The organism is Parerythrobacter aestuarii (assembly GCF_030140925.1).
GTDB classification, from domain to species: domain Bacteria; phylum Pseudomonadota; class Alphaproteobacteria; order Sphingomonadales; family Sphingomonadaceae; genus Parerythrobacter; species Parerythrobacter aestuarii.
In genome coordinates, this window is sequence record NZ_JARBWD010000001.1 from 626,586 (window position 1) to 649,450 (window position 22,865).

The 22,865-nt window shown below is 64.5% G+C and carries 24 protein-coding genes and 1 tRNA gene; 17 read left to right on the forward strand and 8 right to left on the reverse strand.

The genetic code is table 11. The features are described 5' to 3' along the window. Positions 1-93 precede the first annotated feature (93 nt). Positions 94-249, reverse strand: coding sequence for a DUF1674 domain-containing protein (locus QPW08_RS03070; protein WP_284124278.1), 156 nt, complete (start codon positions 247-249; stop codon positions 94-96). Positions 250-366: 117 nt separating this feature from the next. On the opposite strand from QPW08_RS03070, the gene QPW08_RS03075 reads away from it, so the two are divergent. The 3 genes from QPW08_RS03075 (at position 367) to QPW08_RS03085 (ending at position 2,704) form a co-directional block, all read left to right on the forward strand. Then, positions 367-1,602 (forward strand): RsmB/NOP family class I SAM-dependent RNA methyltransferase, encoded by a 1,236-nt coding sequence (locus tag QPW08_RS03075; protein ID WP_284124279.1) that lies wholly within the window; start codon positions 367-369, stop codon positions 1,600-1,602. A gap of 5 nt (positions 1,603-1,607) precedes the next feature. Next, on the forward strand, positions 1,608-2,165 hold the full coding sequence (locus QPW08_RS03080; protein WP_284124280.1) for a hypothetical protein: 558 nt from the start codon (positions 1,608-1,610) through the stop codon (positions 2,163-2,165). A gap of 68 nt (positions 2,166-2,233) precedes the next feature. After that, the gene (locus tag QPW08_RS03085; RefSeq protein WP_284124281.1) at positions 2,234-2,704 is read left to right on the forward strand and encodes a DM13 domain-containing protein; all 471 of its coding nucleotides are present in this window, start codon (positions 2,234-2,236) and stop codon (positions 2,702-2,704) included. On the opposite strand, the gene QPW08_RS03090 is transcribed toward QPW08_RS03085, so the two are convergent. Together QPW08_RS03090 and msrA are read right to left on the reverse strand one after the other, a co-directional pair. Next, entirely contained in the window at positions 2,701-3,525 is an 825-nt protein-coding gene (locus QPW08_RS03090; protein WP_284124282.1) for a hypothetical protein, read from the reverse strand. The genes QPW08_RS03085 and QPW08_RS03090 overlap by 4 nt on opposite strands. A 12-nt stretch (positions 3,526-3,537) precedes the next feature. Continuing rightward, on the reverse strand, positions 3,538-4,080 hold the full coding sequence (gene msrA / locus QPW08_RS03095; RefSeq protein WP_284124283.1) for a peptide-methionine (S)-S-oxide reductase MsrA: 543 nt from the start codon (positions 4,078-4,080) through the stop codon (positions 3,538-3,540). Positions 4,081-4,182: 102 nt separating this feature from the next. Between msrA and QPW08_RS03100 the strand changes: the two genes are divergently transcribed. From QPW08_RS03100 to fdhD, 9 genes are all read left to right on the forward strand, one after another. Continuing rightward, entirely contained in the window at positions 4,183-5,133 is a 951-nt protein-coding gene (locus tag QPW08_RS03100) for a class I SAM-dependent methyltransferase (RefSeq protein ID WP_284124284.1), read from the forward strand. Between the two features lie 17 nt (positions 5,134-5,150). Beyond that, positions 5,151-6,002, forward strand: a complete 852-nt coding sequence (gene aguB / locus QPW08_RS03105) for an N-carbamoylputrescine amidase (protein WP_284124285.1) — start codon at positions 5,151-5,153, stop codon at positions 6,000-6,002. After that, positions 5,999-6,484, forward strand: coding sequence for a 2-amino-4-hydroxy-6-hydroxymethyldihydropteridine diphosphokinase (gene folK, locus QPW08_RS03110; RefSeq protein ID WP_284124286.1), 486 nt, complete (start codon positions 5,999-6,001; stop codon positions 6,482-6,484). The genes aguB and folK overlap by 4 nt, the downstream gene beginning before the upstream one ends. A 46-nt stretch (positions 6,485-6,530) precedes the next feature. After that, a tRNA-Lys gene (locus QPW08_RS03115) sits at positions 6,531-6,606 on the forward strand. An 85-nt stretch (positions 6,607-6,691) separates the two neighbouring features. Next, complete coding sequence (locus QPW08_RS03120) at positions 6,692-7,120, forward strand: NAD(P)H-dependent oxidoreductase subunit E (RefSeq protein ID WP_284124287.1); 429 nt, start codon at positions 6,692-6,694, stop codon at positions 7,118-7,120. Next, on the forward strand, positions 7,117-8,661 hold the full coding sequence (locus QPW08_RS03125) for an NADH-ubiquinone oxidoreductase-F iron-sulfur binding region domain-containing protein (protein WP_284124288.1): 1,545 nt from the start codon (positions 7,117-7,119) through the stop codon (positions 8,659-8,661). The genes QPW08_RS03120 and QPW08_RS03125 overlap by 4 nt, the downstream gene beginning before the upstream one ends. Next, positions 8,651-11,500, forward strand: coding sequence for a formate dehydrogenase subunit alpha (gene fdhF, locus QPW08_RS03130; RefSeq protein WP_284124289.1), 2,850 nt, complete (start codon positions 8,651-8,653; stop codon positions 11,498-11,500). Before QPW08_RS03125 ends, fdhF begins: the two co-directional genes overlap by 11 nt. Beyond that, complete coding sequence (locus tag QPW08_RS03135) at positions 11,497-11,733, forward strand: formate dehydrogenase subunit delta (RefSeq protein WP_284124290.1); 237 nt, start codon at positions 11,497-11,499, stop codon at positions 11,731-11,733. Before fdhF ends, QPW08_RS03135 begins: the two co-directional genes overlap by 4 nt. Next, positions 11,720-12,490, forward strand: coding sequence for a formate dehydrogenase accessory sulfurtransferase FdhD (gene fdhD / locus QPW08_RS03140; protein ID WP_284126289.1), 771 nt, complete (start codon positions 11,720-11,722; stop codon positions 12,488-12,490). The genes QPW08_RS03135 and fdhD overlap by 14 nt, the downstream gene beginning before the upstream one ends. On the opposite strand, the gene QPW08_RS03145 is transcribed toward fdhD, so the two are convergent. From QPW08_RS03145 to QPW08_RS03160, 4 genes are read right to left on the reverse strand one after another with little or no spacing between them, the layout of a single operon-like run. Further along, the gene (locus QPW08_RS03145) at positions 12,487-13,221 is read right to left on the reverse strand and encodes an alpha/beta fold hydrolase (protein ID WP_284124291.1); all 735 of its coding nucleotides are present in this window, start codon (positions 13,219-13,221) and stop codon (positions 12,487-12,489) included. The two genes, fdhD and QPW08_RS03145, sit on opposite strands and share 4 nt — an antisense overlap. Before the next feature lie 7 nt (positions 13,222-13,228). Continuing rightward, entirely contained in the window at positions 13,229-13,990 is a 762-nt protein-coding gene (locus QPW08_RS03150) for a glutathione S-transferase family protein (RefSeq protein ID WP_284124292.1), read from the reverse strand. Positions 13,991-14,001: 11 nt separating this feature from the next. Continuing rightward, positions 14,002-14,769 carry an SDR family NAD(P)-dependent oxidoreductase gene (locus tag QPW08_RS03155; RefSeq protein WP_284124293.1) on the reverse strand — a complete coding sequence of 256 codons (768 nt, stop codon included), beginning with the start codon at positions 14,767-14,769 and terminating at the stop codon, positions 14,002-14,004. A 13-nt stretch (positions 14,770-14,782) separates the two neighbouring features. Then, on the reverse strand, positions 14,783-15,655 hold the full coding sequence (locus QPW08_RS03160) for an amidohydrolase family protein (protein ID WP_284124294.1): 873 nt from the start codon (positions 15,653-15,655) through the stop codon (positions 14,783-14,785). Positions 15,656-15,840: 185 nt separating this feature from the next. Between QPW08_RS03160 and QPW08_RS03165 the strand changes: the two genes are divergently transcribed. From QPW08_RS03165 to QPW08_RS03185, 5 genes are read left to right on the forward strand one after another with little or no spacing between them, the layout of a single operon-like run. Next, complete coding sequence (locus tag QPW08_RS03165; RefSeq protein ID WP_284124295.1) at positions 15,841-17,109, forward strand: MFS transporter; 1,269 nt, start codon at positions 15,841-15,843, stop codon at positions 17,107-17,109. Between the two features lie 39 nt (positions 17,110-17,148). Beyond that, positions 17,149-17,688: a 2,4'-dihydroxyacetophenone dioxygenase family protein gene (locus QPW08_RS03170; RefSeq protein WP_284124296.1), complete on the forward strand. Its 540-nt coding sequence runs from the start codon at positions 17,149-17,151 to the stop codon at positions 17,686-17,688. Positions 17,689-17,703: 15 nt separating this feature from the next. Then, the gene (locus tag QPW08_RS03175; RefSeq protein ID WP_284124297.1) at positions 17,704-18,819 is read left to right on the forward strand and encodes an aromatic ring-hydroxylating dioxygenase subunit alpha; all 1,116 of its coding nucleotides are present in this window, start codon (positions 17,704-17,706) and stop codon (positions 18,817-18,819) included. Continuing rightward, a complete protein-coding gene (locus QPW08_RS03180) occupies positions 18,816-19,652 on the forward strand; it encodes an SDR family NAD(P)-dependent oxidoreductase (RefSeq protein WP_284124298.1) in 837 nt (278 codons plus the stop codon). The genes QPW08_RS03175 and QPW08_RS03180 overlap by 4 nt, the downstream gene beginning before the upstream one ends. Then, a complete protein-coding gene (locus QPW08_RS03185; protein WP_284124299.1) occupies positions 19,649-20,650 on the forward strand; it encodes an alcohol dehydrogenase catalytic domain-containing protein in 1,002 nt (333 codons plus the stop codon). The genes QPW08_RS03180 and QPW08_RS03185 overlap by 4 nt, the downstream gene beginning before the upstream one ends. A gap of 76 nt (positions 20,651-20,726) precedes the next feature. Here the strand turns inward: QPW08_RS03185 and QPW08_RS03190 are convergent, their stop codons facing one another. Then, positions 20,727-22,832, reverse strand: a complete 2,106-nt coding sequence (locus QPW08_RS03190) for a PQQ-dependent dehydrogenase, methanol/ethanol family (RefSeq protein ID WP_284124300.1) — start codon at positions 22,830-22,832, stop codon at positions 20,727-20,729. Positions 22,833-22,865: the final 33 nt, after the last annotated feature.

The following is a 22,865-nucleotide window of genomic DNA, read 5'->3' on the forward strand; positions in this document are numbered from 1 at the left end:
GCAAGCGCGACTGCGCGCCCGCAGCGATTGGGCCGCGAGGCCCCTTGAGCGAGGATTTCGCGCGCCGGATGGCGTGCGGGAAACAAAGTGTCTCTAGAAATCGATCGCGATGCCGTCCTTGACCCAGTCGCCGTAGCGGGTCGGGCTGAGCTCTTCCTCGTCCTTCGCTTCAGCCGGCTTGGGCGGCGGGTCGTTGGACCAGTGCTCGGGCTTCTGGAAGCCGTCGGGGCGTTTGGTAGCGCGCTTCATACGCATAAAATGCGCGCACTGGCGCTTGGTTTCAATACCAGCGCTTTTGTGGTCGCATCGCGAAAAGCGAAAAACCGCTTCACACTTTTTCGCGCGATGCTCTAGGCCGCCGCACAAATGGTTCAACCGACGGGAATTCACGCGCGCCGCGCCGCGCTGCACATGCTCGATGGCGTTTTGCGCCGGGGCGAGACGCTGGAACAGGTCGAAGGCCCGGCCCTGCGATCGGTGCGCAGCGGGCCGGACAAGGCACTGGCCCGTGCGATCGCCAACGAGACCTTGCGCTGGCTGACCGATTTCGATTCCTTGATCGACAGTGCGACCAAACAGCGCCTGCCCGATGATGCCAAGGTGCGCACGGTCCTGCGGCTGATGCTGGCGCAATGGCTGCGGCTCGAGACGCCACCGCATGCGGTGATCGCGACGGGCTTGCCGCTGCTGGCCGGTGGCCCGCGGCGGCTGGCGCATGGCGTCTTCTCGACCTTGTCGAAGCAGGCGGCGAGCTTGCCCGATGTCCCGACCATGCCCGAGGCGGTGCGAGCACGCTGGGGCGACCGGGCTGCCGATGTTGCTGCTGGCCTTGCCGAGCCTCCACCGCTCGACCTGACGTTGCGCGATCCTTCCCAAACGCAGCATTGGGCCAACCAGCTTGCGGCTGACAGCTATGCCCCGGGTCACCTGCGCTTGCCGCGTGGTTCGGCGGTGGAGACGTTGCAGGGTTTCAAGGAAGGCGCGTGGTGGGTGCAGGACCTCGCGGCGTCGCTCCCCGCCCGGTTGCTCGGCCAAGGCGAGGGGCGTCATGCGCTCGACCTTTGCGCGGCGCCGGGCGGCAAGACGCTGCAGTTGGCGGCTGGCGGCTGGCAAGTTACAGCGCTCGACATCAGCAAGCGCCGGCTAGGCCTGCTCAAGGACAACCTCAAACGCACCGGACTCAAGGCAGCGCCGGTCCGCGCCGATGCGCTCAGCTGGGAACCGAAGCACCAGTTCGATGCCATCGTGCTCGATGCGCCGTGCACAGCCACCGGCACCTGCCGCCGCCACCCCGATGTGCTGCACCGGATCGGCCCGCGCCAGATCGCCGAAATGACCGAGCTGCAGGCGGCCCTGCTGGATCGGGCATCAGGCTGGCTCAAGCCCGGCGGAACGCTGGTCTACGCCGTCTGCTCACTCGAGCGGGAAGAAGGCGAGGACCAAGCCTCAAGTGTTGCGCTCTCGCCCCATCCTGTGCTTGCTGAAGAACTACCCGCCGGGTTGCACCCAACGGAAGAAGGGTGGCTCCGCACCCATCACGGCCAGTTGGCCGGGCAAGGCGGGCTGGACGGCTTCTTCATCGCACGCTGGCGTAAGGACTAGGACAGATGCCCAATCGCACTGACAAGACCCTCTTCATGCTTGGCCTGTTCTCCTACCTGTGCGGGCAGGTCTGGATCGTTTCCACGGGTTCGATGACCAAGGAACAGAGCGTCATCGACTGGATCCACTGGCTGATGTTCATCGGGGCAGCGTTAATGATCCCCTTCGCCGCTCGCTTGCCCCGCGCGGGGCTATCCATGGTGGCGGGACCGCTGCAAGTAATCGGCTGCATTCTCATCATCGGGATGTGCATGATCGATTTCGTACTTTGGAGCTTTCCCGACCCAGACTTGCGCAAGCAGGTCGTCGGCGGGCTCATCAATACGCCAGCAGTGTGGCAGCCGTTCATTGCTTTCGCCGGGCCGGTGTTTACAGTGGCCTTCGGCCTGGTTGGGCTGACATTCTGGCGCGTTTCGAAGATCGGGACCGCCTTGGCCGTGCTTGGTGCTATCGTCGTCGGCGCTTGGGGCATCGGATCCAATCCCTACGGATATACGATTGCGCTCGCCGGATTTGCCGTGTGCTTCTGGACCGAGCGAAAGGCAGAAAGCAGCCCGGAGTAACTTCTTACCGACTACCAGCGGATCGGCAGGTATCCCGTCAAGACAAGCATGCAGCAAGAGAGGGTATAATGAAGCGCATCCTGATCCTCGCCATTACCCATCTCGCCGCTCTGGGCGTCGGTTTCGGCCTCGGCATCTACCTGTTGCCGATCCTTACCGCCGAATCTGCGCCTGCGGCCGACGTCCTACAGGCCGAGGTTGCGAAGGCCGCCTACTCCGCAAGTTTGACCCGCGACCTGCGCGGCAGCGACACGCTCCACTGGGGTGAAGGCACCATCAGCGTTTCGCCGGAGACCATCGCACACCAGGGCAAGCTGGCCCCGGGCCCGGATTACATGGTCTATCTGACCAAGGATTTCGTCGAGCATGAGGACGAATTCGAGCCAATCAAGGCCGAGGCGGTTCGGATCGGTGCGGTCAGGAGCTTCGACGGCTTCCTGCTTGACGTGCCGGAAGGCGTGAACATCGAGGACTATACAACGGTCGTGGTCTGGTGCGAAAGCTTCGGCGAATTCATCACCGCCGGGAAGTATCGCTAGAGTCGTTCGAACCGAAGCGAAATCGTCGCTCGATCCTTGTCGAGCTGGCTCAGCGCGAGCGTGATGGCATCGTCATCGCTCGCTTCGATCACGAGCCGGAACGGGCAGCCCAATTCGATATAGCGGCGCATGTCCATCTCACCCCCGGTCACGCGGAACGGAGCGCCTTCCAGAACAAGGCTGGCGACCTGACGCGCGGCTTCGGCAAGGTGCGTCGAGTTCACATGGTCGCCCGAACCGCTGAAATAGGGGTGCCCCGGCGGCAAGCCATTGGCCTTGGTGATCAGCGCCTCGGCGTTGTCGACCACTAGCGGCCCTACGAGCGGCTGCTCGCGCTCGGTCAGGTTGAGCAAGGCGCGATCGGCATAGGTGAAGTCCGCATGAGGTGCCTCGACCTCGGTTTCGTGCTTGGCCTCGTCACGCCACTGCTCGAAATTGCGGGTGCGGAACACCACGCCCTTGCCCAGCATGGTGGCGATGGTGCGGTCGGCCGCGTCGAACAGAACGATCTGGAAGGCGAGCTTGTCGTCGTCCAGCCGTGTCGTCCGGTAGTGGCCGCGCACCGCCGGTCCGCAGTCAGGCGGGCCGCAGACCCAATCGGTCCAGGTCAGCGCCGACCACTTGTCCGGATCCATGTTGCCCAGCGCGTCGGAGGCCCCGATACTGGACCAGAAGTTCTGCGTCTGCAGCACGATCGGATGCTGCGGCGGCAGCGCCAGCCACGGCCACAGCTCCACGTCGGTCGAGCAGGCGAAATCGACCGATCCATCGGCGTTGACCTCATGGCCTGAGGTATATTGCGGGCCGGGCGGCTTGGGCATGGTGCCCTTGCCTTAGTCCGCCTTGACCTTGTCGGCAAAGCTCTTGCGCAGCTTCATCAACTTGGGCGGGATCACCGCCAGGCAATAGGGGTTCCGCTGGCCTTCGCCTTCCCAGTATTCCTGGTGGTAGTCCTCGGCCGGATACCACTCGGCAGGCCCTTCGATGGTGGTTACTGCCGTCTGGCCGGGATGGTCGGCTTCCCAACGGGCGATGGCGGCTTCGGCATCCTCGCGCGCAAGATCGCTGTTGAGGAAGATCGCACTGCGATACTGCGTGCCGACATCGTTGCCCTGCCGGTTGAGCTGCGTCGGGTCGTGAGTGCCCATGAACACGTCGAGCAGGTCGCCCAGCGCCAGCACCGCCGGGTCAAAGGTCACCCGGATTGCCTCGGCATGGCCGGTCGCACCGCTGCACACTTCCTTGTAAGTCGGGTTCGGCTTGTCGCCGCCGAGATAGCCGCTTTCGACATCGCTGACGCCGACGACGTCCTTGAACACTGCCTCCGTGCACCAGAAGCACCCGCCGGCGACAATCGCTTGCTGTGTATCGGCCATAAAATCACCTTTTGTCTCGTGGATACGGGATCGCATTGGCTCCCTTGTCCGTTGTTGCCCTATCTAGGGTGTGAATCTGCCAAATCAAAAGGGGACTCTTCCATGCGTACGACAATTGCCATCCTGGCCGGAGCCACGGCGCTTTCGCTCGCCGTTTCGCCGGCGGTGGCGCAAGAGCAAAGCCGACCGAGTGCCAGGGACATACTTGGCCGGGTGCTGGAAGCCGTCCTCGGTGACGAGGAACAGCCGGAGCAGGACGCCGCCGCCGAGGCGGTGGTCGATGCCGTTCCTGCGCCTACGCTGGAAACCGTTCTGGCCCATGAGCGCCGAAATGCGGACCGTGCGCGCGATCAATACCGCAACCCTGCCGCGACCCTTGCATTCTTCCAGATCGAGCCGACTCAGACGGTGGTCGAGTGGGGGCCCGGTGGCGGTTGGTATACCCGCGTGCTGGCTCCCTATCTTGCTCAGGAAGGCGCGTATGTCGCGGTCAACGGCGACAGTGACGGGCGGACCTATCCCAATCGCAATGCCGAGCTGCGGGCGAAGGGGTGGACGCAGCGGTTCAGGAAAACCGTTGCAGAAATGACCGGCGTGACTGCGGATCAAGTTGCGGCTTATGAGCTCGACGAAGTGCCTGAAGGACTCAACGGCACTGCTGATCGCGTCCTCATTTTCCGCTCGATGCATGGGCTATGGAACGCCGACGAAGCCGACGAAGTCCTTGGCGGTCTGCGCAAACTGCTGGCTGATGAAGGAATGGTGGGTGTCGTGCAGCACCGCGCTCCTGCCAATGCCAGCTGGAGCGATGTCAATCCGGCGCGTGGTTACATGCGCCAGACCGACATAATCAAGCTGTTCGAACTGCATGGTTTCCGACTGGTGAGCACCAGCGAAGTCAACGCCAACCCGCGCGATCCTGCCAATTGGGAGCGCGGCGTATGGACCTTGCCTCCGGTCCTCACCACCGGTGAAGACGATCCGCGCCGCGACGAGTATCTGGCGATCGGCGAAAGCGACCGGATGACGCTCCTTTTCAGGAAGGTCGACTAAGCCTAAAGGGCGGCGACATGAGAGAGATCACTGTCGCCGCCCTCCAGCTGCCGCTCGGCAGCGATGACGAGGCCGAGAATATCGCCGCCGTCGGCGAGCTGGTCGAGCAGGCCGCTGCGCGCGGGGCTGAGATCATTCTGCCGCCCGAGCTCTTTTCCGGCCCCTATTTCTGCCAGGTCGAGGACGAGGCGCTGTTCGCGCTCGCCCGCCCGACGCTCGAGCACCCTTCGGTCATCGCCATGCGCAAGCTGGCGGCGAAGCTCAAGGTCGCGATCCCGACCAGCTTTTTCGAGCGCGACGGGCATCACTATTACAACACGCTGGCGATGATCGGGTCCGATGGCGCGGTCATGGGTACCTATCGCAAGAGCCACATCCCCGACGGGCCGGGATACGAGGAAAAGTTCTATTTCCGCCCCGGCAACGACGGGTTCAAGGTGTGGGATGTTTGCGGCGCGCGCATCGGCGTCGGCATCTGCTGGGACCAGTGGTATCCCGAATGCGCGCGGGTGATGGCGCTGATGGGGGCAGAGCTGCTGTTCTATCCCACCGCGATCGGCTCCGAACCCTATGACGCCGAGCTCGACACCAGCCGGATGTGGCAGCGCGCGATGCAGGGGCATTCGGTCTCGAATTGCATGCCGGTCATCGCCGCCAACCGCATTGGCACCGAAGGCGAGGCCAATTTCTACGGCCACAGCTTCGTCACCAACGAATGGGGCGACAAGGTCGTTGAGTTCGGCGCTGGCGAGGAAGGCGTGCTGGTGGCGACGCTCGAACTCGACCAGGCGGCGAAGCATCGCGCCGGGATGGGCTTCTTCCGTGACCGCCGCCCGCAGCTCTACACCCGCATCTGCGAGGACATTTGAGCAGCACCTATCTCGTCGCGCTCGGTTCCAACCGGCGGCATCACCGTTACGGCGGGCCGCGCGCAATATTACATGCAGCGATGGAGGAATTGGCGGCGCTGGGTACGGTGACACAGCGGTCACCGATATTCGCGACCGCCCCGATGGGAGCGGCGCAGCGCCGCTTTGCCAATGCCGCTGCCCTGGTGGAGACCGAACTCGATCCGCAGGCGCTGCTTGCTGCGCTTCAACGGATGGAGCGCGAATTCGGGCGCAGGCGCTGGCGACGTTGGGGCGACCGCGTGCTCGATCTCGATATTGTGCTCTGGAGCGAGGGGACCTTCGTCGCGCCAGGCCTTGCTGTCCCCCATCCCGAGTTTCGCAAGCGGGCCTTCGTACTGGCTCCGGCCAGTGCCATCGCTGCCGATTGGCGCGACTCCGAAACCGGCTTTTCACTACGCCAGCTAAAAGCCCGCTTGACCCGCCCGTATCCGCTCCCCTAGGGGAGCGCTCCGTGGCGGGGCGCAGGAGTCTCCGCGCACATCAGGTGGGCCGTTAGCTCAGTCGGTAGAGCAACTGACTTTTAATCAGTAGGTCGCAGGTTCGACCCCTGCACGGCTCACCACCTTTTCTCCTCTCTTGGCGGTGGTATCTCGTTTGCGACTGCGCTAACAATTGTTAGCGAAGCGAGAGAGGATTGCGCTGCCCCCATGGCCGATAGCCAGACCCGGATTACAGAAATCTGCGCCGCCCATTCCGGGCGCGAAGGCGCGCTGTTGCCGATCCTGCACGAAGTGCAAGTGGAATTCGGCTGTGTGGACGAAACGGCCGAGCGGGCGATTGCCTCCGCGCTCAACCTGACCCGCGCCGAAGTGCATGGGGTGGTCAGTTTCTACCACGATTTCCGCAGCGCGCCCGATCCGCGGCCCGAAGTGCAGATCTGCCGTGCAGAGGCGTGCCAGGCACGCGGGGTCGAGGCGCTGGTCGATGGCGCCAGGGCAGCGGCAGGCGAGCGGGTGCGGCTGAAGACGGTCTACTGCCTCGGCCTGTGCAGCGTCGGCCCCAACGCGCGGGTCGGCGATGCCAAGCATTCTCGGCTCGACGCTGAGCGACTCGCGAGGTTGATCGAGGGCGTATGACGACGGTTCGTATCTCGGACGACAGCCTCGCCAAGGCCTGCGGGGCAGAGGGTGTCGCGGCGGCCTTCGCTGAGGCCGGGGCCAGCGTCGAGCGCGTCTCCAGCTGGGGCATGCACTGGCTCGAGCCGCTGGTGGAGATCAATGGCATCGGCTGGGGTCCGGTGACGCCCAAGCGGGTGGGAGAAATCCTCGCTGGCGGGGCCGATGATCTCTGCATCGGGCCGATTGCCGCGCATCCCTTTATTGCGAGCCAGCTGCGCCTGACCTTCGCCCGCGCAGGCAAGACCCGGCCGCTGAGCTTGGAAGACTACGAAGCGACCGGCGGCTGGGCGGGCCTCAATCGCGCGCGGGCTATCGGATCGGAGCAGGTGCTCGAGGAAGTGACGCAATCAGGCCTGCGCGGTCGCGGCGGGGCGGGCTTCCCGGCGGGGATCAAGTGGCAGACCGTCGCCAGGGCCGAAGGCGCGCGCAAATACATCGTCTGCAATGCCGACGAAGGCGACAGCGGCACTTTTGCCGACCGGATGTTGATGGAAGGCGATCCTTTCGCGCTGATCGAAGGCATGGCGATTGCCGCTGAAGCGGTCGGAGCGCAACGCGGCTATATCTACCTGCGCAGTGAATATCCGGACGCGATTGCCAAGATGGAAGCGGCCATCGGTTTGTCGGCCAGCATCATCGCTCCGTTCGATCTCGAGGTGCGCGTGGGCGCAGGTGCCTATGTCTGCGGTGAAGAAACCTCACTGCTCAACAGCCTCGAAGGCAAGCGCGGCGAAGTCCGCGCCAAGCCGCCGCTTCCGGCGCTTGAAGGCGCATTCGGCATGCCGACCGTGGTCAACAATGTGCTGACGCTGGCGGCAGTGCCGCATATCCTCTCCGAAGGCGGCGCGGCGCTGTATGAAAGCCTCGGTATCGACCGCTCCAAGGGCACCATGCCGGTCCAGCTGGCGGGCAATATAAGGCACGGCGGGTTGTATGAGACCGCGTTCGGCATCACGCTAAGCGAGCTCGTCAATGACATAGGCGGCGGCACCGCATCGGGCCGCCCGGTCAAGGCGGTGCAGGTCGGTGGGCCATTGGGGGCCTATATCCATCCCGACCGGTTCGACCTGCCGTTCGATTACGAAGCCTTTGCCGCTGCCGACGGGCTGATCGGCCATGGCGGGATCGTGGTGTTCGACGATACAGCGAACATGGGCCGCTTGGCCCGCTTCGCCTTCCAGTTCTGCGCCGCGGAAAGCTGCGGCAAGTGCACCCCTTGCCGGATCGGCGCGGTGCGCGGGGCTGAGATCGTCGACCGCATCCGCGCCGGCGGGCGCGAGCCGGACCGGCTGGAGCTGGCCCCGCAGATGCACAACACCGTCAAGGCCCCGCGCGACCAGGCCGAGCAGGTGCAGCTGCTGGAGGACCTGTGCGAAGTCATGCGCGACGGATCGCTGTGCGCGCTGGGCGGGTTCACGCCGTATCCGGTGCTGAGTGCATTGAAGCATTGGCCGGCAGATTTTGGTATAGAGAAGGCGGAGATGATCGATGGGATTTGAACGCCAGCCCGATTTTGGCACCCCCGCCAGCCGCTCGGACGAGACCGTCACGCTGACCATCGATGGCCGCGACGTGACAGTCCCGGCTGGCACCAGCGTGATGCGTGCGGCGCGTGAATGCGGCGGCGACATACCGAGCCTGTGCGCGACCGACAGCGTCAAGAGCTTCGGTTCGTGCCGCATGTGCCTGGTCGAGATCGACGGGCGGCGCGGCACGCCCGCCAGCTGCACCACGCCGGTCGAGGACGGCATGGTGGTCCACACCCAGACCGACCGGCTGGCGAAGCTGCGGCGCGGGGTGATGGAGCTCTATATCTCCGACCACCCGCTCGATTGCCTGACCTGCAGCGCCAACAATGATTGCGAACTGCAGGACACCGCCGCCGAAGTGGGCCTGCGCGATGTGCGCTATGGCTATGACGGCGCAAATCACCTCGGCACCAAGCCCGACCTCTCCAACCCCTATTTCCTGTTCGCGCCGGACAAGTGCATCGTCTGTTCGCGCTGCGTGCGCGCCTGCGACGAAGTGCAGGGCACGCTGGCGCTGACCGTCGACGGACGCGGCTTCGCTTCCAAGATCAGCGCCGGGGTGGAAAGCGACGACTTCCTCTCCAGCGAATGCGTCAGCTGCGGAGCGTGTGTGCAGGCCTGCCCGACCAGCGCGCTGATGGAGAAGAGCGTCAAGCAGCTCGGCAAGCCGGAGCGCAGCGTCGTCACGACCTGCGCCTATTGCGGGGTCGGCTGCACCTTCCGCGCCGAGATGAAGGGCGAGCAACTGGTCCGCATGGTCCCCTACAAGGACGGCAAGGCCAACCGCGGGCATTCCTGCGTCAAGGGGCGCTTCGCCTGGGGCTATGCCAACCACCAGGACCGCATTACCCAGCCGATGGTGCGCGACCATATCGACGAGCCGTGGCGCGAGGTGAGCTGGGACGAAGCGATCGCTTTCACCGCTGGCAAGCTCACCGCTATCAAGGCCGGGCACGGGCCGCGCGCGCTGGGCGGGATCACCTCCAGCCGCTGCACCAACGAAGAAACCTACCTCGTCCAGAAGATGGTCCGCGCGGTGTTCGGGGCCAACAATGTCGATACCTGCGCCCGCGTGTGCCACTCGCCGACCGGCTACGGGCTCAAGACGACCTTCGGCACCAGCGCCGGGACGCAGGATTTCGACAGCGTCGAGGATTCCGACGTGATCCTCGTCATCGGGGCCAACCCTACCGACGGGCATCCGGTCTTCGCCAGCCGCATGAAGCGGCGCCTCAGGCAGGGGGCCAAGCTGATCGTTATCGACCCGCGCCGGATCGACCTCGTGCGCATGCCGCATGTCGAGGCCGACTATCACCTGCCGCTGCAACCCGGCACCAATGTCGCCGTGCTGACCGCGATGGCGCATGTCATCGTCACGGAAGGGCTGGCCGACGAAGCCTTCATCCGCGAGCGTTGCGACTGGGATGAATACCAGGACTGGGCCCGGTTCGTCGCCGACGAACGCCATTCGCCCGAGGCACTCGAACCCGTCACCCGTGTTGCGGCGAAAGAGCTGCGCGGGGCCGCCCGGCTGTTCGCCACCGGCGGAAACGGGGCGATCTACTATGGCCTCGGCGTGACCGAGCATTCGCAGGGCTCGAGCACGGTGATGGCGATCGCCAATCTCGCCATGGTGACAGGCAATATCGGCCGCCGCGGCGTGGGCGTGAACCCGCTGCGCGGCCAGAACAATGTGCAAGGCAGCTGCGACATGGGCAGCTTCCCGCACGAGCTGCCCGGCTATCGCCATATCTCCGACAGCGCGGTGCGCTCGGCATTCGAGGACGACTGGCAGGTCGCGCTCGACCCGGAGCCGGGCCTGCGCATTCCCAACATGCTCGATGCTGCGGTCGATGGCACCTTCAAGGCGCTCTACGTGCAGGGCGAGGACATTCTGCAGTCCGATCCCAACACCAAGCATGTCTCGGCCGGGCTGGCGGCGATGGACTGCGTGATCGTCCACGACCTGTTCCTGAACGAGACCGCCAACTACGCGCATGTCTTCCTGCCGGGGAGCACTTTCCTCGAGAAGAACGGCACCTTCACCAATGCCGAACGCCGCATCCAGCCGGTGCGCAAGGTGATGGAACCGGCCAACGGTTACGAGGACTGGGAAGTGACCCAGCTGCTCGCCAATGCGCTGGGGGCGGGGTGGAACTACTCACATCCGAGCCAGATCCTTGATGAAATCGCGCGGCTGACGCCGACCTTCGCCGGGGTTTCGTGGGAGCGGCTGGAGCGCGAGGATTCGCTGCAATGGCCGGTCAACGAGGCCGCGCCTGACGGCAGCCCGATCATGCATGTCGACGGCTTCGTGCGCGGCAAGGGCAAGTTCGTGGTGACCGACTATGTCCCCACCGACGAGAAGACCGGGCCGCGCTATCCGCTGCTGCTGACCACCGGGCGCATCCTCAGCCAGTACAATGTCGGCGCACAGACTCGGCGCACCGCCAACACTGTCTGGCACGAGGAAGACGTGCTGGAGATGCATCCGGTCGATGCCGAGAACCGCGGGCTCAAGGACGGCGACTGGACCAGGCTCGCCAGCCGCACCGGCGAGACGACGCTGCGGGTGACGATCACCGATCGCGTTGCGCCGGGCGTTGTCTACACCACCTTCCACCACCCGGCGACGCAGGCCAATGTGGTGACGACCGAATATTCCGACTGGGCCACCAATTGCCCCGAATACAAGGTCACAGCCGTGCAGGTCACGCCGTCCAACGGTCCGACCGACTGGCAGGAAGACTATGCCGAGCTGAGCGAGCGGGCGCGGCGGATCGCCGACGAGAAGGAACCGGCGGAATGAGCGGGACGCGTGAATCGGTCATCCGCATGGCGAACCAGATTGCGCGCAACCTTGAGGTGCATGGCGAGCAAGCGGCAATCGAGGAAACCGCCGAGCACATCCGCCTGTTCTGGGATCCGCGCATGAAGGCACAGGCCTTTGCCCTGCTGGCGGAGCCCGATTGCGGCTTCTCGAAGGAAGCCCGCGCCGCACTGGCAATGCTGGCTGAAGAGGCGGACCATCGCGCCGCCTGAACCCGCGCGGGAGGTCGCGCGCAGCGGCGGCTCGCAATCCGTCGCACGCCCATGGGTGCCTGAGGTCCCGGTGGCGTTGGAATTCAATGGGCTTGCCTATGCGGTGATGATGGCGACCCCGGCGGACCTTGAGGATTTCGTTTGCGGCTTTGCCCTGACCGAGGGACTTGTGGAGAGCGTTGGGCAGGTCGACGAGATCGCGCTGGCCGAGACCGACAGGGGCTGGATCGCACGGGCGACCATCGCCGGGCTCGGCGTCGAGCGTTTGATGGAGCGGGTCCGGGGCCGCGTGGCGGAAAGCTCGTGCGGGCTGTGCGGGATCGAAAACCTCGAAGCGATTGCGAAGCCGCTACCCAAGGTTCCCGCGCGCACAGCGCCGGCATCGGACGCCGTGTTCGCCGCGCTCGATGCGCTGAAAGATCGGCAACCGCTCAACGCTGCGACCGGCGCTGCGCACGGCGCGGCTTTTGCCCGGCCCGACGGATCATTGCTGCTGGTGCGCGAGGATGTCGGGCGGCACAACGCTATCGACAAGCTGGTGGGCGCCATGGCGCGCGATGGGCAGGGCCTCGAACAAGGGTTCGTCGTCTCGACCGCGCGCTGTTCCTACGAGATCGTCGAGAAGGTGGTGCGGGCAGGGGCCGTGGCGCTGGTCACGGTCTCGCTGCCGACGAGCATGGCGGTGGAGCGGGCAAAGGAGGCGGGTCTCTCGCTGGTCTGCCTCGCGCGCGACGACAGCTTCCTGCAGCTTACCTAGTCGAACAAGGCGGCGACACCTTCGAGGATCGCCACCAGTTCGTCCGGGCGCGAGAGGAAGGGTGAGTGGTCAGCGTCGAGCACCGAAATTTCTGCGCCCGGAACCAGCTCCTGCATCGTCTGCTGGCTCGAGAGTGGGATAGTCTGGTCCTCGGTACACTGGACGTAGTGCCGCGGCAGCGAGCCGAAGCGTTCGGGCGACAGGCGCAACTTTTCCGAGCGCGGTCCATGCGGTTCGGCCACCAGCCGCTTCATCGCCGGGTCGACCAGTTCGGGCGGCGAGAGCTGGGCGAAGATCGCTTCGGGATGCTCGCCCACGATCACCGTGCCATGCCCGCCCGGCGTGGGCTTGATGACATCGTCATAGATCGGGTTCTTGACTTCCAGCGCCTTGAAGTCGGCCCGCGACATGCCGTCGGGCAGCATCATGGCGCAGATATAGACCAGCGCATCCATCGCTTCGGGATCGGTTTCCGCCGCCTGGCTGACGACGATCCCGCCGCGGCTGTGACCGGCGAGGATCACCGGTTGCTGGGTCGCCTGGCGGCATTGCTCGATGGCGAAGTCAGCCCAACCCTGCAGGGTCACGGCAGCGAGTTCGTCTTCATCGCCGCCCATGCCCGGGAGGTCAGGCGCGATCACTTCGTGCCCGCTCGCCTCCAGCCGGCGCTTGATCTCATCGAAGCACCAGCCGCCGTGCCAGCTGCCGTGGATGAGGACGAATGTTGCCATCGTGCGCCTAGTGGACTTCCCCGGTCCAGGTCCGCAGCGCCGGGTTGGTGTGGTCGGGCATTTCCAGCGCCGCCTGCACGCCGGGGCGGGCATTCATGCGTTCGCGCCAGTCGATCAGGCGCGGGTAGTTGGCCGCCACTTCCAGCTCGGGGAACATCCGCTCCACCATCATCCCGCACATCGAGTAGAAATTGATGTCGGCGGTGGTGTACATGTCGCCGGCGAGCCAGGCGTTGTCTGCCAGGTGGTCCTCGACCTTCTTGCAGGCGTAGATGATCTTGTCGGTGGCGTGCTGCAGATCGGCTTCGGAAAAGCCCGAGCGCGCGGTCTTCCACTTCTGGCGCTGGTCGGGCAGCGGGATGCGCTCGACCAGCTTCTCGAACTCGCCGCTTTCGATGCCGCGCGCGATCACGCCGACCATGCGGTGCCAGCCGTGCATGGAGACGTAGTTCATCACATGCTCGTCGACGAACTTGTTCCAGTAGCGCATCCGCGCCTTGCCGACCGGATCGGCCGGGCGCAGCGGCGTATCGGGGAAGACATCCTCGAGATACTCGTTGATGACCGTGGTCTGCGTGATCAGGTTGCCATCATGGTCGAGCACCGGCACCTGGCCTTCGGGATTGATCGCTACAAACCATTCCGAATGCTGCTCGAACTTGTGCAGGTCGACATAGATGCTCTCGAATTCCAGCCCCTTTTCCTTAAGCGGGATCATGGACTTGAGCGAATTGGCCGCGGGTTCGGCGTGATAGTATTTGAGCGCCATGGTTGGTCCTTTCAGGGAATGAGCGTGCCCAGCAGGCCGCCGTCGACCGCGATGGATTGCGCGGTGATATGGCTGGCGGCATCGGACAGCAGGAAGCTGACGAGCTCGGCGGTTTCCTCGGGCTGGCCGACGCGGCCCTGCGGCACCCCTTTGCCGAGCTGCTGCATCGTGCCTTCGATATCGTCACCGCCGATGTTGTGCAGCAGCGGGGTCTCGATGAAGCCGGGAATGAGGCAATTGACGCGGACATTGTGCGGCGCGGCTTCGGCCGCTGCGGCCCGCGCCAGCCCGAGCACGCCGTGCTTGGAGGCGACATAGCCCGCGTTCATCGGCATCCCGCGCTCGCTGGCGAGGCTGCCGGTGACGACGATGCTGCCCTGTCTCGCCGCGATCATGCCGGGCAGGACCTTGCGGATCGACAGGAACACGCTGGTCAGATTGGTCGCGATCAGCGCGTCCCAATTGTCATCGGAATAGTCGGTGAAGGGTGCGAACTGGCCGCCGAAGCCGGCGTTGGCGAACAGGCCAGAAGCCGGGCCGAACGCCTCGGCGGCAGCATCGAAGACGTCGGACAGCGCAGCGCGATCGGACACATCGGCGGTGAAACCCTTAGCCGTGCCGCCTCGGGCTGCAATCTCGTCAGCCAACGCATCGAGCTTGTCGCCGCTGCGGGCGATCAACGAGACCTTCGCCCCGCGTGCGCCCAGCATCAGCGCCGCGGCCCGACCGATCCCGGTCGAGGCGCCGGTGACGACGACATGGCGGCCCGAGAAATTCACAGGGCGAAGTCCATCACGCCAGCCCGAGCAGCTTGGCGGCGTTGTCCTTCATGATCAGCGGCATGACCTCGTCCTTGAAGCCTACTTCCTTGGCCGCCTTGACCCACTTGTCCGGGTGGATAAGCGGGAAGTCACTGCCGAACATCATCTTGTGACGCAGCTGGGTGTTGGCATACTGGATGATCTGCGGCTGGAAATACTTCGGACTCCAGCCCGACAGGTCGATGAAGACATTGTCCTTGTGCAGCGCCATCGACAGGCTCTCGTCGACCCATGGCCAGCTGGGGTGGGCAAGGATGATCTTCATGTCGGGGAAATCGACCGCGACGTCGTCGATGAGCATCGGCTGGCCATACTTCAACCGCACGCCGCCGCCGCCGCGCATCCCCGTGCCCATGCCCGAATGGCCGGTGTGGAAGATAGCGGGGAGGCCGTATTCGGCGATCACCTCGTAGATCGGATAGCCCATGCGGTCGGCCGGGTGCGCGTTCTGCATGATGCCGTGGAACTTGAAGCCCTTGACGCCATAGTTCTCAATCAGGTCGCGCGCCTCGCGGGCGCCGTACTTGCCCTTGTGCGGATCGATGCTGGCGAAGGCCATGCAGATGTCGTCGTTCTTCGCGGCGAATTCGGCCACTTCGTAGTTGGAGACGCGCTTGGCCCCGATCCCGCTCTCGCAATCGACCGTGAAGATGCAGAAGGCGATGTTGGTCTCGCGATAAAGCTCGGCGATCTCGGGCATCTTGGGCCGCTCGCGCGGAGCCTTGAAATAGGCGCTGGCAGCATCGAAGAACTTGCCCATCACCGGGTCTTCCGGATCGTGACAGCTGACCTCGGCATGCACATGCACGTCGATGGCGCGAATCTTTTCAAGGTCGATCGGCATCCGCTTTCCTCTCCCATGGCCCGCATACCGCATGGCGTTCTTCGACGCCTGTCGGATATTTGGCCCAGCGGGGCGGCACGCGCACGGTTGTGCGTAGACTCCGCCCCAAAAATTGTTAGTAATACATACAATCTTGATTGGCCGATGCAACTGCAAAGCAGGCAGGCGAGCGGGAGGAGGATTGGATGGAGACTGGAAGCGGGTCAGCCCCCGCAGACGGCAACTGGCGCCGCAATTCGCCCGGCTACCAGTTCCTGCTGGTGTTCCTGCTGAGCCTCAACTTCGGGATCGTCTTCTTCGACCGGCAGGCGCTCAATGCGCTGATGCCTTTTGTCGAACCGGAGCTCCAGCTCTCGCAAACCGAGATCGGCCTGCTCGCAGCCGGTCTCAGCTTCAGCTGGGCGATCGCTGCGTTCTTTGTAGGCAAACTGTCGGACAGCCTCGGCAAGCGCAAGTTGCTGCTGATCCTCGCTACCATTGCTTTCTCGCTCTGTTCGGTCATGTCGGGCCTTGCCACCAGCTTCCTGTTCCTGTTCGCCGCGCGGCTACTGATGGGGGCGGCCGAAGGCGGAGTGATGCCGATTAGCCATGCGATGGTTGCAAGCGAAGTCGATCCTGCCCGGCGCGGGTTGGCGCAGGGCGTGGCGCAGAACCTTGGTTCCAACCTGCTGGGCAGCTTCCTTGCCCCGGTTGTGCTTGTTGCTTTCGCCACGACCTTCAGCTGGCGCGAAGCGTTTTACCTCGCGGCTTTGCCGGGTTTGCTCAGCGCGGCGCTGATATGGTTCCTGCTGAAGGAGCCGGAGATGGCTACGCCTGACACGGGCAAGGCCGCCGATGCGCTGCCGATCCTCGATGCGCTCAAGGTCCGCAACATGTGGATCTGCGTCGTGGTCGGCGTGCTGATGGTGGCGCATTTCGTCATCACCTGGGCCTTCATGCCGCTCTTCCTCGTCCAGGGGAAAGGATACAGCCCGGAGACGATGAGCTGGGTGATGGGCGCACTGGGCATTGCGGCCGCGCTTTACAGTTTCCTTGTTTCAGGCCTGTCGGACATCATCGGGCGCAAGCCTGTGATGGTGGCCTTGCCGTTCCTGTCGGTGATCGGGCCCCTGGGAGCGCTCTATTTCGAAGGCTCGGCGCTGGTCATGGCGGGGATCTTCTTCGTCGGCTGGGCCGTCAATGGCATCTTCCCGATCTTCATGGCGACGATTCCATCCGAAACCTTTGAACCGCGCCATCATGCCACGGTGCTGGGGCTGGCGATGGGTTCGTGCGAAGTGCTGGGCGGGGTGTTCGGGCCACCGGTCGCCGGGATGCTCAACGATGCGTTTGGCTTGTCGACCTTCCTGTGGGTCCTGATGGGGCTGGCCCTCGTCAGCGGCATCGTCGCACTGGGCCTGAAAGAAACCGCACCGCTTGTTTTGCAGAAAAGGGCGCAACCGGCAGCGGCGTGACCGCTGACCAAGTGCTCAAAAGGATAGAGGAGAACTGAAATGGCCGACAAAATGAAAGCCCCCCCGTCCGCGCTGGCGGAAATCGTCGACGTGGGTTTCGAACACAAGCACCTGGTGGACCGGCTCAGCCCCGGCGGGCGCTATATCGATGCGCAGACCGACGTCGACAGCCCCTGGGTCCCATTTGGCGACAATGCCGCGATCAAGCATTTGGCCTTCGATGTGCGGCAGGGGATCTTCTCCAACATCCTGTGGGTCAAGGAAGCCGCTGCCATCGGCACGCATTTGCACCGCGGAACTATCGTCATGGTCTGCCTCGAAGGCACGGTGCGCTATCTCGAATACGACTGGGTCGCGACGCCGGGCGGGCTGATCCTCGAGGTTCCTGGCGAAAGCCACACGCTGGTGACCGAGCATCCGGAAGGCTGCAAGCTGTTCGGCTGGATGCAGGGCCCGATCGAATTCTTCGACGAGAACGGCGAGAACCCTATGACCGCCGACGTGTGGTGGTTCATCGACCACTACGAAAGCTACTGCAAGGAACAGGGCATCCCGATCAACGAGAAGCTCTATCTGTAACGGCAGGAGGCCAGCATGTATCTGAAGAACGCCTGGTATGTCGCCTGCTGGAGCCACGAGCTCGGTGAGGCGCTGGAAACCCGGACCATCTGCGAGCTCCCGGTCCTGCTCTACCGCAAGGAAAACGGCGATCCTGTCGCCATCGGCAACCTCTGTCCGCACCGCTTCGCTCCGCTGCACCTGGGTCGGCGCGAAGGTGACAATGTCCGCTGCATGTATCACGGCATGATGTTCGGCGAGACTGGCGCTTGCGTCGAAAACCCGCACCACGGTGGGGTCATCTCCAAGGCCATGTGCGTGCCCAAATACCCCGTGGTCGAGAAATTTGGCCTGATCTGGGTCTGGACTGGCGAAGCCGAGGCCGACGAGAGCCTGATCCCCGATTTCGGCTGCTACAGCGCCAAGGGTTTCAAGACGCTGCACGGGCTCATGGATGTGCAGGCCAACTACCAGCTGATCACGGACAACCTCCTCGACCTGACCCATGCCGATTTCCTGCATGACGGCACGCTGTCGAGCGAGGCGATCACCGTCAGCAAGCTGGAGACCATCGAGCAGGGTTCGACCGTGTGGGCCAACCGCTGGTGCCCCGATGGCGATCCGCCGCCGGTGTGGGGCCAGCTGATGGAAAGCCAGATGGGCATGACCACAGACGACAGGATCGACCACTGGCTCTATATGCGCTGGGATGCGCCCGCACACCTCTTGCTCGATGTCGGGATCTCGCCGGTCGGCAAGCCACGCGAGGACGGGGCCTGGGTCTATACCGGGCACCATTTGACCCCGGTCTCGCCGACGCGGACGCTGTATTACTGGACCGTGGTGCGCAACCACGCGATCGACGATCCCGAAGTCGATGCGTTCTGGCAGGGTTCGATCGACTATGCCTTTGGGGTCCAGGACAAGCCCATGATCGAGGCCCAGCAGGCCGCTATCGGTGATCGCGATATCGACACCATGCGTCCGGTCGCGATCCCGGCCGATGTCGCCGGGGGCAAGGCCCGCCGGAAGCTCGCCCAGCTGATGAAGGGCGAAGCCAATGGCGAACGTCCGATCCCCGGGGCATCACCGCTCGACGAGCTGCTCGCGAAGAGCGCCAATAGCGCCGCGCCGGTGCTGCCGGTCGTATGAGCGAGCCGGCCAGGACACTCGCGCAGTTCGATATCGCCGGGCGCAGCGGTTTCGTCACCGGGGCGGCTTCGGGCATCGGGCTTGCCTATGCCGAAGTGCTGGCCGAGGCCGGGGCACGGGTGACGCTGACCGATATCGATGCCGAGGGTGTACGGCGCGAGACCGAGCGGTTGCTGGCAGCAGGGCATGATGTGCGCTGCAATGTGCTCGACGTGACCGATCGCGCAGCCTGCGGGGCCGCCGTGGATGCCCATGCTGCGGCTTTCGGCGGGCTCGACATCTGCTTCGCCAATGCGGGGCTTGGAGAAGGGCCGGGTTGGGTCAGTCCAACCGGCGAGCGTGTACCCGATGGGCAAGTCGATTCCTATGACGATGCACTGTGGGATCGCTCGATCGCCATCAACCTGACCGGTTCCTACAACACCATGCGCCATGCCGCGCGGGTGATGAAGGCGGGCGGAAAGGGTGGTTCGATCATCGCCACCGCGTCCAACGCCGGCATGATCCTCGAGCCGATCGTGCCGATGCCGTATCATCCGGCCAAGGCCGGGGTGCTGCATATGGTCCGCGCGTTGGCGCTGGAGCTGGCGGCACACCGGATCCGGGTCAATGCGATCGCGCCGGGACCCTTCGTCACCAATATCGGCGACGGCTGGGCTAAGAAGGACCCGGCGGTGAAGGCCGCTTTCGACAAGACCATCCCGCTCGGCAGCATGGCCGAAACGTACCAGATGAAGCCGCTGGCGCTCTATCTCGCCAGCGATGCTTCGAGCTTCATGACCGGGTCGACCCTGCTGATCGATGGCGGCGTGGCGCTGGGCGCGGTGCAGTGAAAGCCGCCGTCTTCCAGGCGCTGCACCAGCCGCTGGCGTTCGAGACCCTGCCTGATCCTGAGCCGGGTGAAGGCGAAGTCGTGGTCGAGGTTGGCCGTTGCGGCATTTGCGGAAGCGATCTGCACATGAGCGAGGACGAGGCCTTCGGCGCGCAATGCGGCGATGTCTTCGGGCATGAGTTTGCCGGTGAAGTGGTCGAGCTTGGGCTGGGAGCGGAAGGCCTCTCCAAGGGCGACCTTGTCTCTGTCATCCCGCTGATGAGCTGCGGCACCTGCGAGCATTGTCGCCGCGGCGAAGTGCAATGGTGTGAAGGGTTCGGGCTGCAGGGCGGGGGCTATGCAGAATATGCCGTCACACGGCCTAACCAGTGCGTCGTCCTGCCCAAGGGCGTCAGCCTGGCCGATGGCGCGATCATCGAACCGCTGGCGGTGGCGCTCCACGGAGTGCGATTGAGCGGGCTTGCCAAGGGCGACCGCGTGCTGGTGCTGGGTGCCGGCCCGATCGGCCTGTCGGTGGCATTCTGGGCCCGGCGGATGGGGGCGGCGCAGGTGGTGGTGCAGGATGTTGCCATGCATCAGATGGAGCGCGCGCTGGAAATGGGGGCGCACGATTTCGTCGTCGATACGCAGGACCCGGCAGGTGCCTCGTCACTGGTGCTGGGCGGCGGGGCCGACATCGTGTTCGAATGCGTCGGCATTCCCGGCCTGATCGACCAGGCCGTGCAGCAGGTCCGCAATCGAGGCACGATCCTGCTGCTGGGCCTGTGCACAAGGCCTGACAGCATCAATTCTTTCGCCATGCTGAGCAAGGAAGTGCGGCTGGTAACCAGCGCCTTCTTCACCCGTAGCGATTATGAAGAGGCGCTCGACGCGCTGGCCTCTGGCGCTGCCGAACCGCCCGCGCTGGTGACCGGCACCATTGGCCTTGCTGAGACTCCGGATGTGTTCGAAGCGCTCAAGGCGCGAACGGACCAGTGCAAGGTACTGATCGCGCCATAGGGGGCAGTGCGGCAATAAGGAAAGGGCGCGACCGTGAGGCCGCGCCCTTTCTTTGTGCTTCGGGCTATTCGGGCAGCTAGCTGCCTTCGAGCGCCTTGTCCTCGTTGGCGCGCTTGATCAGGTACTGCCGGATCGCTTCGGCATCGCCCGCCTGCAGCGCCTTCGCGAAGGAGACCATGCCGTTGTGCTGCAGCGCGCCGTCGATGACGATGGCCTTGATCGCATCGCTTGAGCCCAGCGTGGCCGAATGACGCAAGTCGGGATTGAGCGCCCCGGCCACGGCTGCATCGCCGTGGCAGACCGAGCAGTAGCGACCGTAGAGGGTGCTGCCGAGCTTGACCTGTTCTTCGGTCCCGGTGAAGGCGGGCGGATCGAGCACCATGTCGGCCAGCGCCGGCGGTGCGCCGAGTTCGCCCTTGGCGCCGAGCTTGAACACCAGCAGGCGGCTGATGTTGCGCATCGGGCCGCTCTTGTTGGCCAAGATACCGGTGGCGACATCCCACACCCCGCCCCAGCCGGCGAGGACAGCGACATATTGTTCGCCATCGATCGAATAGGTCATCGGAGCAGCGATTACCCCGGACTGGGCGTTGAAGCTCCACAGCTTGCTGCCCTTGTCGGCGGTGAAGGCGGCGAAGTCACCGCGGGCATCGCCCTGGAACACGAGGTTGCCGGCGGTGGCCAGCGTGCCGCCGTTCCAAGGGCCGACATAGTCGACCCGCCAGGCTTCCTTCTGCGCCACCGGGTCCCACGCGACAAGCGCTCCGGTGGTGGCCGACAGGATCTCCTGCTGCACTTCCTTGATCGCAGGCATTGCGACTGCAGCCGAAGCCTGGCCGGTCTGGAAGCCGATGTCACTCTCCGCCCATTCGTCGTCAGCCATGAAGGGGAAGGCTGCGAGATTAACCGGAATGTAGACCAACCCGGTATCTGGGCTGAAGCTCATCGGTTGCCAGCTGTGCGCGCCGCCGGCACCGGGCAGGCCGATCCATGGCGCGCCTGAATTCTCGTAGCGGGCTTCAGGATTGATGGTGGGCTTGCCGGTCTTCGGGTCTATCCCGGTGGTCCAGTTCTGCGGTGCGAAGCTGCCAGCGCTCAGGAATTCGCCGGTTTCGGCGTCCAGAACGTAGAAGTAGCCGTTCTTGGGAGCATGCAGCGCCACGTGGCGCAGCTTCCCGTCTATCTCGAGGTCGGCAAGGGTGATCTGTGCGTTGCTGTCATAATCCCAGCGGTCTTCCGGAGTCTCCTGGAAGTGCCAGCGGTATTCGCCGGTATCGGCGTCCACAGCGACGATCGAGCCGGTATAGAGGCTGTCACCGCTGCCGCGGTCATTGGCACCCGGGTTCCAGGGTTCGGCATTGCCGGTGCCGAACAGCACGAGGTTGGTCTTGGGATCGTAGGTGATCGAATCCCACACGGTGCCGCCACCGCCCAGCTTCCACCATTCGCCGCCCCATGTTTCTGCGGCCTTCTCCATGGCTTCATTTTCGAAGCCGTCGGCCGGGTTGCCGGGAACGGTGTAGAACTTCCATACTTCCTCGCCGGTGCCATGGTCATAGGCGGCTATGTAGCCCCGCGCCTTGTACTCAGCCCCGCCGCTGCCGATCAGGACCAGTCCATTGGCGATCCGCGGCGCACCGGTGATGGTGTAGTCTTCCTGGTTGGGGACGACGGTCTTTTCCCAGTCGACCTTGCCGGTCTCGCGGTCGAGCCCCACCAGCCGTCCGTCGAGCGTGGCGACGAATACCCGGTCGCCATAGATCGCGACGCCGCGGTTGACCGCATCGCAGCAGGCCCGGACCAGCGTATCGCGCGGAACTTCGGGGTCATATTTCCATTTCAGCTCACCGCTCGCCGCATCGAAGGCAAACACCTTGCTCCAGGCGCTGGTGATGTAGAGCGTGCCGTCATGCATGATCGGCGTCGCTTCCTGCCCGCGCGCAGTGTCGAGATCATACGACCACGCCAGGCCCAGTTCGCCGACATTCTCGGCATTGATCTGCGTCAGCGGCGAGAAGCGCTGTTCGCCATAGTCGCGGCCGTAGGACAACCACTCCGCATCCGGCGCGGCTGCGATCATCGCGTCGGTTACACCTTCAGTGGCGGGGTCGCTCCGTTCAGGTCCACTGCTGCAGGCAGCGAGTGCGAGTGCAGTAATGGCGGCGATCAATTGGTGGCGCATCGGTGCTGTTCCTCTCCCAGCGGTCAATGCCGC

Excerpts from the sequence above, each read along its gene's own strand:
- QPW08_RS03070 (WP_284124278.1), bottom strand. The coding sequence starts at position 249 with ATGAAGCGCGCTACCAAACGCCCCGACGGCTTCCAGAAGCCCGAGCAC.
- QPW08_RS03075 (WP_284124279.1), top strand. The coding sequence starts at position 367 with ATGGTTCAACCGACGGGAATTCACGCGCGCCGCGCCGCGCTGCACATG.
- QPW08_RS03080 (WP_284124280.1), top strand. The coding sequence starts at position 1,608 with ATGCCCAATCGCACTGACAAGACCCTCTTCATGCTTGGCCTGTTCTCC.
- QPW08_RS03085 (WP_284124281.1), top strand. The coding sequence starts at position 2,234 with ATGAAGCGCATCCTGATCCTCGCCATTACCCATCTCGCCGCTCTGGGC.
- QPW08_RS03090 (WP_284124282.1), bottom strand. The coding sequence starts at position 3,525 with ATGCCCAAGCCGCCCGGCCCGCAATATACCTCAGGCCATGAGGTCAAC.
- msrA (WP_284124283.1), bottom strand. The coding sequence starts at position 4,080 with ATGGCCGATACACAGCAAGCGATTGTCGCCGGCGGGTGCTTCTGGTGC.
- QPW08_RS03100 (WP_284124284.1), top strand. The coding sequence starts at position 4,183 with ATGCGTACGACAATTGCCATCCTGGCCGGAGCCACGGCGCTTTCGCTC.
- aguB (WP_284124285.1), top strand. The coding sequence starts at position 5,151 with ATGAGAGAGATCACTGTCGCCGCCCTCCAGCTGCCGCTCGGCAGCGAT.
- QPW08_RS03120 (WP_284124287.1), top strand. The coding sequence starts at position 6,692 with ATGGCCGATAGCCAGACCCGGATTACAGAAATCTGCGCCGCCCATTCC.
- QPW08_RS03125 (WP_284124288.1), top strand. The coding sequence starts at position 7,117 with ATGACGACGGTTCGTATCTCGGACGACAGCCTCGCCAAGGCCTGCGGG.
- fdhF (WP_284124289.1), top strand. The coding sequence starts at position 8,651 with ATGGGATTTGAACGCCAGCCCGATTTTGGCACCCCCGCCAGCCGCTCG.
- QPW08_RS03135 (WP_284124290.1), top strand. The coding sequence starts at position 11,497 with ATGAGCGGGACGCGTGAATCGGTCATCCGCATGGCGAACCAGATTGCG.
- QPW08_RS03145 (WP_284124291.1), bottom strand. The coding sequence starts at position 13,221 with ATGGCAACATTCGTCCTCATCCACGGCAGCTGGCACGGCGGCTGGTGC.
- QPW08_RS03150 (WP_284124292.1), bottom strand. The coding sequence starts at position 13,990 with ATGGCGCTCAAATACTATCACGCCGAACCCGCGGCCAATTCGCTCAAG.
- QPW08_RS03160 (WP_284124294.1), bottom strand. The coding sequence starts at position 15,655 with ATGCCGATCGACCTTGAAAAGATTCGCGCCATCGACGTGCATGTGCAT.
- QPW08_RS03165 (WP_284124295.1), top strand. The coding sequence starts at position 15,841 with ATGGAGACTGGAAGCGGGTCAGCCCCCGCAGACGGCAACTGGCGCCGC.
- QPW08_RS03170 (WP_284124296.1), top strand. The coding sequence starts at position 17,149 with ATGGCCGACAAAATGAAAGCCCCCCCGTCCGCGCTGGCGGAAATCGTC.
- QPW08_RS03175 (WP_284124297.1), top strand. The coding sequence starts at position 17,704 with ATGTATCTGAAGAACGCCTGGTATGTCGCCTGCTGGAGCCACGAGCTC.
- QPW08_RS03180 (WP_284124298.1), top strand. The coding sequence starts at position 18,816 with ATGAGCGAGCCGGCCAGGACACTCGCGCAGTTCGATATCGCCGGGCGC.
- QPW08_RS03190 (WP_284124300.1), bottom strand. The coding sequence starts at position 22,832 with ATGCGCCACCAATTGATCGCCGCCATTACTGCACTCGCACTCGCTGCC.